Here is a 12,204-nt window from a genome sequence, read left to right on the forward strand (position 1 = left end):
ATACCATCTTATTCTATTGCAAGAGGTGAATCTTGTGGACCGCAAGTCTTCTACTATCTATTTCTTTTTCTTAATTTTGTATGCGGTTGCTTATATGGGGAATGCCGTATTTCTAACGTTTTTGCCTGTTTATTTAGATAGTATTGATTTAAGTAAAACAGAAATTGCTGCTTTGCTCAGCTTCGGGCCTCTCATGGCAATATTGGCACAGCCGATATGGGGAAGTATTGGGGATCGCTCTAAAACAAAGAATACTATTTTGCAGATCTTATTATTTGGGAGCGCTATCTCAGTCCTGCTGTTTCCTTTATCCAATCACTTCGTATATTTGTTGGTTATTATGTGCTTGGTTACCTTTTTCCAAACGTCCATTTACCCAATGAGTGATGCGATCACACTTGAATATTTAACGGAAACAAAGTGGAATTTTGGGCCGATCCGCTTAGCGGGAACCATTGGATTTGCGCTCATGTCAGTTGGTTTTGGCCTATATGCCCGGAATCAAATTGATTCGATCTTTATCGTATACAGTTTGATTATGCTGCTTGCCATGGTCATTAGCTTTAAATTGCCAAAAGTAAAAGGGCATCAAGCCAGCGGCAAAAAAGTAAGAATATGGGTGGTATTTAAAAATCGTAAACTCGTCATTCTTCTTCTATTAAGCTTTATTGTTCAGGTAAGCTTAGGGTATTATTATGCATTTTTCCCGATTTTTTATAAAGAACTGGGTGCGGATACGTCATTGCTGGGCTGGTCAATGCTAGTATCAGCCATTAGTGAACTCCCATTTCTCCTCTTTGCTGATAAGATTATTAAGCGGTTTGGGGTTCCTCTTATTTTATTAAGTACAGCCTTTTTTGCAGGGGTACGCTGGCTCTGCTTTTACTTAGTTGAAAGTCCTTATCTTGTTCTGCCAATTCAGTTATTCCATGGTGCGATCTTTATCGTATTAATGGTGACAATGGCGATGTTTATTAATGAAGAGGTTCCAAAGGAGCTAAAGGCTTCCGGTCAAACGATGTATGGCTTAATTAGCTTAGGAATCGCAAGAATAACAGGAAGTATTCTCGGCGGAATGACGGCTGAGTCAGTAGGGATGAGAGAAGTGTTTTTATATAGTTCACTATTGATGTTTCTTGCGTTGATTGCTTTTACCTTTATTTTTATGAAGGACATGAGCCTTGCGAAAAAGAATTCTGCTAAGACATCGTGATTATTTTGTTATAATAGTGTCTGTAATGAATGCAGGAGGAACTAAAAATGAAGCCTAAAATAGAAGACGTAGCAAAATTAGCTGGTGTTTCGCCAACAACGGTGTCGCGCGTTTTAAATAATCGCGGCTATATAAGCAATGAAACAAGAGAAAAGGTTCAAAAAGCAATGAACGAGCTTAACTATTTCCCAAACGATGTGGCACGTTCGTTATTTAATAAAAGATCGAACTTAATTGGAGTAATCCTGCCTACAACCTCCAATCCATTTTTTGGAGAACTCACGTTTCATATCGAGACTATTTGTGCAGCTCGAGGTTATAAGGTGTTGCTTTGCAATAGTTTAAATCAGATTGATAAAGAAGAAAAATACTTAGAGATGCTGCTGCGCAATCAAGTTGATGGCATTATCGTAGGGACACATAACCGCGGCATTTTGGATTATCATAAGCAAAATTTAGCGGTTGTCGCAATTGACCGTTATCTCTCAGAGACGATTCCTGTTGTTTGCTCTGATAATTATGAAGGCGGCAAAATAGCAACAGAATTATTAATTTCAGAAGGATGTCAGAGCATTGTTCTAATTGATGGGGTTGGTGATTTAGAAACACCGGCAAGATTAAGAAGGAAAGCTTATATCGATCTATTGGAGAGACATGGAAGGGTTCCTATTATTTATGAAATTCCAGAAGTATTTGATCGACAAAGTCAGCAAGATGTTATAAGTAAAATATTTCAAGAATGTCCAGAAGTAGATGGCGTTTTTGCAACAAATGATTTATTTGCATCTTCTTTTATAAATGTTGCTACCAGCAATGGGCGGGCTGTGCCGGAACAGATAAAGGTCGTTGGGTATGATGGTACGGAAACAACACAAACCTTATTACCTGAATTAACCACCATCAAACAGCCTATCGATTTAATTGCCAAAACAGCGATAGATTTGCTAATGAAAAAAATCGAGGAGGAAGTGACCGATCTTCCTCATGAATCACATCTTCCTATAAAATTAGTAAAAGGAACGACAGCTTAAAACATTGCATTTGAAGCAATGTTTTTTTCTTTTTCATATGTCAACCCGTTGACATATGAAATCGGTTGACATATAATAATGTTGCAAATGCTTTCATCAAATATAATGTAAATTCAATAAAGGAGAAGTTACCATGACGAAATCAAAAAGTCTCTATTGGAAATTAAGCGCCTATTTTTTCTTTTTCTTTTTCACTTGGTCTGCCAGTTATTCTTTATTTTCAATTTGGTTAGATCAAGAGATACATTTAAGCGGAGCAGAAACAGGTATTATCTTTTCTGTAAACGCTATATTTGCTTTGTGTATGCAGCCGCTTTATGGCTATATTTCTGACAAAATAGGATTAAAGAAAAATATCTTATTTTTTATCAGTATTTTACTAGTATTTGTCGGACCATTTTATATCTATGTTTATGGACCGTTATTACAATATAACGTTATAGTGGGTGCAATTGTTGGCGGACTTTACTTAGGGACTGCGTTTCTAGCTGGGATTGGTGCAATCGAATCCTATATTGAAAAGATCGGCCGTAAATATGACTTTGAATATGGGAAATCAAGAATGTGGGGCTCATTAGGCTGGGCAGCAGCTACCTTTTTCGCTGGTCAATTATTTAATATCAATCCAAATATTAATTTTTGGGTAGCATCGATTTCAGCTGTTATTTTAGTTGCCATTATCTTATCTGTGAAGATTGAAATGACAAACGAAGAGATGGAGAGAGCAGATTCCGTTACATTAAAAGATGTTGGTCAGCTCTTTCTATTAAAGGATTTTTGGTTCCTGATGGTTTATGTTATTGGAGTTACATGTATCTACGGCGTTTATGATCAACAATTTCCGATTTACTATTCATCGTTATTCCCGAATGAAGCGCTGGGGAATCAAGTATTTGGGTACTTGAATTCATTCCAAGTGTTTTTAGAGGCCGGAATGATGTTCCTGGCACCTTTTGTGGTCAATAAGCTTGGTGCAAAGAATAGTTTAATTTTAGCAGGATTATTAATGGCCATTCGGATTATTGGATCAGGACTTGTGATTGGGCCGATCGGTATTTCATCGATGAAATTAATACACGCTTTAGAATTACCGATTATGTTAATCGCTATTTTTAAGTACTTGGCAGCTAATTTTGATAATCGCTTGTCTTCTGTATTATATCTGGTTGGTTTCCAATTTGCCAAACAAATTGGCGAATCTTTCCTTTCGCCAGCTGCGGGTATACTTTATGATCGTATCGGTTTTCGCCAGACCTATCTCATAATGGGAGTGGTAGTACTAGGTTTTACTATTCTTTCAATCTTTACTTTATTAAATTCTAAAAAAAATAAAACGACTACTAAAAATATCGACGTGTTACAAAAAGTAGTTTAGGAGGATTAAATATGTTAACAAAAACAGGAATTCAACAAGCAGAAGAAGCTCTTCAGAAGGCAAAGGAAAAAATCAATGATCGTTACCGTTTAGGCTATCATATCATGGCACCAGCGAACTGGATAAATGATCCGAATGGGCTAGTCCAGTATAAAGGCGAGTACCATGTCTTTTATCAGCATCACCCATATGATGAACATTGGGGTCCAATGCACTGGGGACATGTGAAAAGCAAAGACCTGGTTCATTGGGAACACTTGCCGGTTGCTCTTGCCCCAACTGAAGCATATGAGAAGGATGGCTGCTTTTCCGGTAGTGCGGTTGATGATAATGGTGTACTAACCTTAATTTATACGGGAAATCTATTTGTAGATCGTGAAAAAGATATACTTGACCAATCACAATGCATTGCAACAAGTACGGACGGAATCCATTTCACCAAGGAAGCTGCGAATCCGGTTATTGCCAAGCATCCAGAAGAAGGATCAGGACATTTTAGGGATCCAAAAGTGTGGAAGCATGAAGACCACTGGTATATGGTTGTTGGCACACGAAAAGAAGATACCGGGAAGGTTGTTCTCTATAAATCAACGGACTTGCGACAATGGGAGTACCTTGGTGTTTTGGCTGAAAGTAACGGAACAGAAGGCTATATGTGGGAATGCCCTGACTTCTTTGAAATAGGAGGGAAATATGTTCTGTTATTTTCACCACAGGGAATCAAAGCGGAAGGTGAAAACTATCTAAATCTTTTCCAAACCGGTTATCTTGTAGGAGATTTCAGCTATGATACACTCGAATTCTCTCGTGGCGAGTTTAAAGAATTAGATCATGGACATGATTTTTATGCCGTGCAAACCTTCCTTGATGATAAAGGCCGCCGCATTGCGATTGGATGGATGGATATGTGGGAATCAAACATGCCAACGAAAGAAGATGGATGGTGTGGTGCCTTAACATTACCAAGGGAGCTAACATTAGGTGAAAATAACAAACTATTAATGAATCCTGTTGAAGAGCTAACTTTATTAAGAGAAGCGGAGCATCATGTCTGTGCAAACAAATCGATCTCTGAAAGTTATCTATCGGAAACAACAGCTGACCTTATTGAATTAAAAGTAAAATTTGACCTGTCAGCTACAACTGCTGAATCTGTTGGTATAAAAATTCGTGGTCTTAACAATGAAGAGACACGATTGATGTATTATATTGACAATCAAAAGTTAACCCTTGATTGCTCCAAGTCCGGGAAGGTGGAAGATGGGGTTAGATGTACAAAGGTTGATTCTAACCAGTACCTTTCCTTAAGGGTGTTTATCGACCGATCTTCTATTGAGGTATTTGCAAATGATGGAGAGGCAACAATGACAAGCCGCATCTATCCAAAGGAAGAAAGACTAGGTATTGAATTAGTTGCTGAAAATGGTACTGGACAAGTAAGTGAATTTACTTATTGGAATTTAAAAGATATATGGAAGTAAAATAACAGCAATAGAACAAGTGTTTTCCACTTGTTCTTTGGTATGGAGGGAAAATATTGAAAAAGGTTTTTTGTATTGGTGAAACACTGATTGATTTTATTCCTGCACAAAAGGATAAATCATTAAAAGAGGTTACAAATTTTGAACGTGTAGCTGGCGGAGCTCCTATGAATGTTGCGATTGCTATTGCAAAATACGGTGGACATTCAGTCATGCTCACCAAAATTGCAAATGATAATTTTGGCGATTATATAATGGATGTTCTTAAAGAAAATGGTGTAGACACGTCAAATTGTTTACGAAGCGATGAAGGGGAGACAGGATTAGCGTTTGTATCTGTAGACCAAAATGGTGAAAGAAGCTTTAGCTTTTATCGGAAAAATGCAGCAGATTTATTGCTTTCACCAGAAGAGGTAAAATCAGAGTGGTTTCAGAAAGGAGATCTTCTTCACTTTTGTTCAGTGGACTTAATTGAAAGTCCCATGAAACAAACACATCAAAAAGTGATAGAGGATGTTCGGAAAAAAGGCGGAATCGTAAGCTTTGATCCAAATGTACGTCTGCCTTTATGGCCAGATGCGGAAAGCTGCCGTCAAACTATAAACGATTTCTTGCCGCTTGCAGATATTGTAAAAGTTTCTGATGAGGAATTAACGTTTATAACTGGAATTGAAGAAGAAAATGAAGCAATTGACTCTCTTTTTGTTGGAAACGTAAAAGTGGTTGTGTATACAAAAGGAAGCAAGGGTGCTTCTATTTATTTAAATAACGGCAAAAAATTTGAAGACAAAGGCTTTAAGGTAACGGTTGCAGATACTACTGGTGCGGGAGATGCTTTTATTGGCGGCTTTTTGTCTGAATTAATAGCCATAGATATATCAATTGAAAATCTATGTTTTCAAATTAGTCAAAATCATGAGAGAATACTCACCTTTGCAAATGCTAGTGGTGCCCTAACTGCCTCTGTTAAAGGGGCGATTCATGCTGCTCCTGCAAAACGTCATATTTTGAATTTTATTTCTACACAGAGAGGGACAACAGAATAAATAATAACTCATTCTTTTGACAGGCAGATCGGTTGTTTGAAATCACTTGTACTATAAAAAGCTTTCATTTCCTTTTTTAAGGATTGAAGCTTTTTTTGGTTTAGTAGTTTAAAATGATTAAATCGCCTTAGAGACGACTATATTTTCTGAATTTTCAGTTTGCATCAAATGTAGAAACAGTATTGTTTTAACAAATATTTATTTTGCTTTTTGAGAGGAGACTTATGAAAATTCTTTTTTGTTTAATCCACTTGACTATTTTTCTATTATTAGCTGGATGTAATGATAGCGTTTTAGAAGGATCGATAAGTAAAAAGGAAAAAATAACACTTGAATTTTTTTTACACAAAACGGAAACAGAACGAATCTTTGAGGAGTTAATACAGGAGTTTGAGAAACTCAATCCTGGTATCGATGTTAATCAGGTGATTATTCCTGAAGGAATGACCGTGTTAAAAACAAGAATTGCAAGAGGGGATACACCGGATATTTTTATTACCTATCCAATTGAACAAGATTATATCATTCGGGCGGAAAAAGGATATTTGCTTGAATTAACAAATGAACCATTCCTAAAAAATATCCAACCAACTATTCAAAATCGTTATCTTGTTAACGGCAAGATGTACGGTGTTGCATTAACCCAGAATGCAGTTGGTGTCCTTTATAATAAGGATCATTTTCAAGAATTAGGTCTGCCAATTCCGGAAACATGGGATACATTTGTACGTACTTTAGAAGAATTAAGATCTAAAGGAAAAACAGCCATATTAATGCCAAATAAAGAAGCAAATCGTTCTAGTATATTTAATCTGAACTTTGTAGCTAACGAATTTAATAGTAGTTATTGGGAAAAAGATGAGTTTTCCATTAGTAATGATAAAAAGTGGAGAGAAGTATCTGAGAAAATTCTTTCAGTCCTTTCATATGTCCAACCAGACTCTTTCCGGGATGATTATTATACCGTAAATCGAAAATTCGCAAATGGTGAAGGTTCAATGTACATTATGGGAACATGGGCCTTATCTTCGATTGAGAGAGTTAATCCTGAATTAAATTATGGCATTTTCCCATTTCCGGCAACAAATCAAGCGGAGAATAATAAGGTATTGGGAGGGGTTGATATTGGACTAGCTATTTCAGCTGATACAAAACATCCAAATGCAGCGAAGAAATTTTTAGCGTTTTTGACAAGAAAGGAAAATGCCAAAAGACTTTCAAATTTTGAAGGATCGATAAGTACAGTCAATGGGGTCTCAATAAATCGGGAAGAAATCGCTTTACTTTCTAAAAAAATAAAAGAGGGGAAATCAGTAAATTGGCCTAATCACTATTGGGCAGGTGGTACTGCTGCAGAATCGGATTTTCGAAAATATACTTTACAGTTTTATTTTGATAGGAATATTGATTCTTATCTTTCAAATCTAGAAAACATGTTTAACAAATATCATGATTTGAATGAACAGAAGTAGGTGCCTGTATGCTTAGATTTCAACATAAAATGATTACAGCCTTTGTACTTTTTGTATTACTGCCAATTATTATACTTGGCATCATTTCTTACGCAATTTCTTCAGCTACACTTCAACAAAATATAAGCAACCAAACTGTTCAGACATTAAGTGCTGTAGATCGTAACCTATTAGCGGCAGTTTCTGAAGTGGATTCCTTTTCTGACTATGTTATTTCTTCAAGTGAGATTCAATCCTATTTAAGTACTAATGATACTACATCAATTTATGAATTTTATAACAAGCAGCAAGCAATTGCAGGTACAATGTATGGAAATTCACAAATTGATGATTTTATTCTTTATCGTCAAGATGGAAATGTAACCCATATTACACATGCAGACGTACCAACCTTGGAAACACTTAAATCGAGTTGGGTTTTTGACCAGGTTATAAAACAAAAAGGGAGTCCGCTATGGTTAACACCCTATGAAAATAAGAACCTTTTTCCACAAGAGGAATATATGTTAACCCAGGTAAGAGTCATTAAGGATATTAATACCCTTAATGATTTAGGGTACTTGGTATTAAATATTAAGCTAAATCTATTTGACACTATTTTTGAAGACATTTATGGCGGTCCTTCTTATGAAATGATACTAAATAATGAGGGGAAAATACTGTATTCCTTAAATCGGGATCTGATTGGTCAGGATCTAGATATTTCGCAAATATCTGAGATGAAGACGAATGAAATGGGATATTTAATTGATAAGTGGAACAATGAAAAAAGCCTGATTACTTATATGCCTTCAAGTTTTAAAACCGGAACGAATTCATCATTAATATTAGTGTCAATAAAACCTTGGAAGACGATCGGAAATGATATTGTTCAAATACGAAACACTACCTTGGTTATTGTAGCTTTTACGATATTGGTCGCTGGTTTTTTCAATGTTTTATATTTAAAGCGTATTTCTTTATTTATTCAAGAGCTTCTTAAACGGATGAAACAAGTAGAAGAAGGAAGGCTAAACAAGAGAATGGGAACGTTTAAGCTTAAAGAATTAAGGAATATTTCGATCGGATTTAATAACATGGTCAAGAGAATTCAACAATTATTAGTTGACGTGGAAAATGAACAGGAGCGAAAAAGAGAAGCTCAGTTCATGGTGTTACAACAGCAAATAAACCCTCATTTTTTATATAATACGCTTGAATCTATTAATGCACTGGCTGCAATGAATGGTCAGAAGCAAATCAGTAAAATGACGATAAATTTAGGGAAATTATTGCGAATAAGCATAAATGGCGGTTATGAGGTGACGGTTAAAGATGAGATTCGTCATGTCATTAGTTACTTAGAGATACAGAAAATTAGGTATGATAATAGCTTTTCCTACGGAATCGAAGTCGAGGATGACTTGAATCATTATTCTGTCCTAAAACTTATTCTCCAACCATTAGTGGAAAATAGTTTACATCATGCTTTTTCACAACAAGATCAGCACAAAGGGTTCATCAAGATTAGAGGTGCCATCAGGAACCGAAAAGGTGAATTATGGGTTGAGGATAACGGTAAGGGAATTGATAAAAATAGATTGATGCAATTAAATAGTTTGAAAGTAGAAAAAAACAATCAGCGGCTAGGTCATGGGATCCGAAATGTTGACGAACGATTACGCCTTTTTTATGGTGAGAAATATGGGCTAATCATTTGCTCAACTGAAAATGCTGGTACAATTATAAAAATTTCATTTCCAGTTAAAGGTGATTAAATGAGATATAAAGTAGTCATTGCAGATGATGAACTTCTAATTGTAAAAAATCTAACACAAATCATAGATTGGCAAGGATTAGATTGTGAAATAATTGGAACTGCTCATAATGGACAAGAAGCATTGGAAATGATGGAAATTCACCAAGTTGATCTATTATTAACTGATATCTCAATGCCGGGCATTACTGGCATTGAATTATTGAAGAAAATAAACAGCATGCATCATAAACCAATTGTCATTTTAATCAGCGGCTATAATGATTTTGAATATGCTATACAAGGACTCAAACATAATGCATGGGATTATATCTTAAAACCAATTGATTATGAAGAATTACAAACATGTATTGAAAGAGCGATTGATAAATTAGAAAGACAAAAATTAAATGAGTATGAGCATGAAAAATATGGTATCTATGAATTAATCACTACAGGGGAAATTGACTCCCAAGTAATCAATAAACAGCTTTCCTATTTTTCCATGATTGTGAAAACCAAGACGAACAATATGGAATCTATTATTCTTAGAAACAAAGGTCCATATTTGAATGAGAATACAAAGTTGTTTGTTTACAAAATGTCGGACGAAATCGTTATTGTAGTGGTAGAATTAGCAAATTGCTTGAGAGACCAGATAAACACCATTAGTGATCATTTTGCACAGCATCTATTAAATGAGGTTCCCGAAAAATGCGTATTAGCTATTGGTAAAGCTGTTGATTGTTTATTTGACATAAAACATTCTGTTCACCATGCAAAAGAATTGATGAAATATGAAAATTTTATAAGTGGAAATATTATTACAGCAGAACGGGTAAAAGAGGAAATGAAGGCAAAACAGTCAGCTGCAGACCTGATGGACGAAGCATTGACATATATTAAAGACCATTTTCAGAAAGATTTGGGTATGGAACAAGTTGCAGAACAAGTAGGGGTAAGCGTTAGTTATTTTAGTCTTCTTTTTAAACAAAGAACAGGTATAACTTTTCTTGATTATTTAACAAATTTGCGAATTGAATACGCATGTCTATTCTTAAAGAACTCGGATTTAAAAACGTATGAAATTGCGGAAAAGGTGGGATATACTGATCAACGATATTTTAGCCAAGTTTTTAAAAAGAAAATGAAAAAAACACCTAGTGAATATCGGAGATTGATGAATAGCAAGCAAAAATAAGCGGTTGACTCAAAATGGGTTCGCCCTCTCAAAATACTCCCTATATGTAGTTCCTTAGATAAGTTAAGGTGATATATATATTGGGGCCTGAGAGGTCTGACCCATTAATTTGAGTCAGCCTTTTTTAAAATTTAATTAGTAGAAAAATTTAAACATCAATGAGAGGATTACCGCATTTTGAAAACGCTTTATATGGATTATGATTTACTTGTGAAAGCGTTTTATAGAAGGAAAAGAGGGGGAAAAACATTGAAAAAATTAATCTTGTCAATTCTAGTATTAGTTTTATCTGTATCATTAGTCGCGTGTAATTCGATTCAGTCGAATACGAACGACAAAATTGTCATTTGGACACAAGCTGCAGCTGACCACCCGGAAGGAAAAATGTTTGCAAAGCGAGTAGAGCAATATAATAAAGAGAATCCAGACAAGCCACAGGTTGTCATTGAAAATATTACAAGAGCTGGTGCTGGTTCAGGTTATATTGATAAATTAAATGCAGCAATTACTGCCAATGACATGCCTGATATATTTACCCTTGACGGCCCAGACGTGGCAGCATACGTAGAAGCAGGTGTTGTAGGTGAATTAGATGGCTATTTGAGTGAAGGATTTAAAGATGGGTTCACCCCATCAATGATTGATCAAGGAACAGTGGATGGTAAATTTTATGCATTAGGTTATACGGATTCAGCTGTTGCCGTTATGTACAATGAAGAGATGATTAATGCTTTACCTGAAGATATTAAAGCGTTGGTGCCAGCCCATGATGAAGATTGGACATGGGATCAATTTGTGAAGCTGGCTAGAAAAATTGATGATTTTGCAAAGACAACTAATGATCCAGCTTTTAAAGACTATCAATTGGCGACAAGCTTATTGCTAACCGATGTTACCGCAGGAGTTTATGAAACGGGAACTTATTATTTTGCACCATTAATGTGGGGGAATGATACCAATATTGTCGCTGATGATGGCGTAACAGTAGATGGCGTCCTAAACAGTGAAAAGAGTGTAGAAGCATTAACAAAATATGCTCAATTATTTGAAGGAGAGCCGTTGGCAAGTGCTTCTGAGCCTGAAAAAGCATTCCACTCTGGCAAGACTGCTTTGGCAATTGCAGGGTTCTGGTATGTTAACGAAATTGTAAGCAATTATCCGAACTTAAAATTTAAAACGGTTCGTTATCCGAAAATGAATGAGAACTACGATGGATTATATACGCCATCAGGTAGCTGGGCATTTGTTAGAAACGGACAAATTGAAGATAAAGAGCGTTTGAAACAAGTGGTTGAAGTGATGGAATATTTAACTAACGATGAAGCGGCTGAAGAATATTATCAAGCAGATGGATCGATTCCAGGAAGAATGAATGCAATCGATGTAATTGATACAAATACTGATAATCCATACTATAATGAGGCTTGGAATGTATTAAAGTATCAAGTTGAAAATACAAATAGGGCCCGTCCGATATCACCAGGATATCCATATTTATCTGAAACGTTTGCAAAAGATGTCCTCTTAAAGATTGCACAAAATAAAACAACCGATGCGGAAACGATCAAACAATATTTAGATGAAGCCACTGAAAAAATAGATAAAGAGTTTGAAAAATATAGAAAATAGTCTGTGTGATCGAGAGGTGAG

Annotated in this window: 9 protein-coding genes; all 9 read left to right on the forward strand. The window is 35.7% G+C overall.

Annotated features, from left to right (window positions below; all coding sequences use genetic code 11):
- Positions 1 to 34 precede the first annotated feature (34 nt).
- Positions 35 to 1,213 carry an MFS transporter gene (locus ACSVDH_RS07955; RefSeq protein ID WP_439252214.1) on the forward strand — a complete coding sequence of 393 codons (1,179 nt, stop codon included), beginning with the start codon at positions 35 to 37 and terminating at the stop codon, positions 1,211 to 1,213.
- Positions 1,214 to 1,260: 47 nt separating this feature from the next.
- Positions 1,261 to 2,244, forward strand: a complete 984-nt coding sequence (locus ACSVDH_RS07960; protein WP_439252215.1) for a LacI family DNA-binding transcriptional regulator — start codon at positions 1,261 to 1,263, stop codon at positions 2,242 to 2,244.
- Positions 2,245 to 2,377: 133 nt separating this feature from the next.
- A complete protein-coding gene (locus ACSVDH_RS07965) occupies positions 2,378 to 3,619 on the forward strand; it encodes an MFS transporter (protein ID WP_439252216.1) in 1,242 nt (413 codons plus the stop codon).
- Positions 3,620 to 3,630: 11 nt separating this feature from the next.
- Positions 3,631 to 5,100: a glycoside hydrolase family 32 protein gene (locus ACSVDH_RS07970; RefSeq protein WP_439252217.1), complete on the forward strand. Its 1,470-nt coding sequence runs from the start codon at positions 3,631 to 3,633 to the stop codon at positions 5,098 to 5,100.
- Between the two features lie 56 nt (positions 5,101 to 5,156).
- Positions 5,157 to 6,146, forward strand: a complete 990-nt coding sequence (locus ACSVDH_RS07975) for a carbohydrate kinase family protein (RefSeq protein WP_439252218.1) — start codon at positions 5,157 to 5,159, stop codon at positions 6,144 to 6,146.
- 224 nt (positions 6,147 to 6,370) lie between these two features.
- Positions 6,371 to 7,618 (forward strand): ABC transporter substrate-binding protein, encoded by a 1,248-nt coding sequence (locus ACSVDH_RS07980; protein ID WP_439252219.1) that lies wholly within the window; start codon positions 6,371 to 6,373, stop codon positions 7,616 to 7,618.
- Positions 7,619 to 7,626: 8 nt separating this feature from the next.
- On the forward strand, positions 7,627 to 9,375 hold the full coding sequence (locus ACSVDH_RS07985; RefSeq protein ID WP_439252220.1) for a cache domain-containing sensor histidine kinase: 1,749 nt from the start codon (positions 7,627 to 7,629) through the stop codon (positions 9,373 to 9,375).
- The gene (locus tag ACSVDH_RS07990; protein ID WP_439252221.1) at positions 9,376 to 10,554 is read left to right on the forward strand and encodes a response regulator transcription factor; all 1,179 of its coding nucleotides are present in this window, start codon (positions 9,376 to 9,378) and stop codon (positions 10,552 to 10,554) included.
- A 249-nt stretch (positions 10,555 to 10,803) separates the two neighbouring features.
- Positions 10,804 to 12,183 carry an extracellular solute-binding protein gene (locus ACSVDH_RS07995; protein WP_439252222.1) on the forward strand — a complete coding sequence of 460 codons (1,380 nt, stop codon included), beginning with the start codon at positions 10,804 to 10,806 and terminating at the stop codon, positions 12,181 to 12,183.
- Positions 12,184 to 12,204 lie beyond the last annotated feature (21 nt).

Origin of the sequence: Metabacillus sp. Hm71, from assembly GCF_051842955.2 — a bacterium.
Classification (GTDB): domain Bacteria; phylum Bacillota; class Bacilli; order Bacillales; family Bacillaceae; genus Metabacillus.

Coding starts and splice junctions, on each gene's coding strand:
- ACSVDH_RS07970 (WP_439252217.1), top strand. CDS start 3,631: ATGTTAACAAAAACAGGAATTCAACAAGCAGAAGAAGCTCTTCAGAAG.
- ACSVDH_RS07990 (WP_439252221.1), top strand. CDS start 9,376: ATGAGATATAAAGTAGTCATTGCAGATGATGAACTTCTAATTGTAAAA.
- ACSVDH_RS07960 (WP_439252215.1), top strand. CDS start 1,261: ATGAAGCCTAAAATAGAAGACGTAGCAAAATTAGCTGGTGTTTCGCCA.
- ACSVDH_RS07985 (WP_439252220.1), top strand. CDS start 7,627: ATGCTTAGATTTCAACATAAAATGATTACAGCCTTTGTACTTTTTGTA.
- ACSVDH_RS07980 (WP_439252219.1), top strand. CDS start 6,371: ATGAAAATTCTTTTTTGTTTAATCCACTTGACTATTTTTCTATTATTA.
- ACSVDH_RS07965 (WP_439252216.1), top strand. CDS start 2,378: ATGACGAAATCAAAAAGTCTCTATTGGAAATTAAGCGCCTATTTTTTC.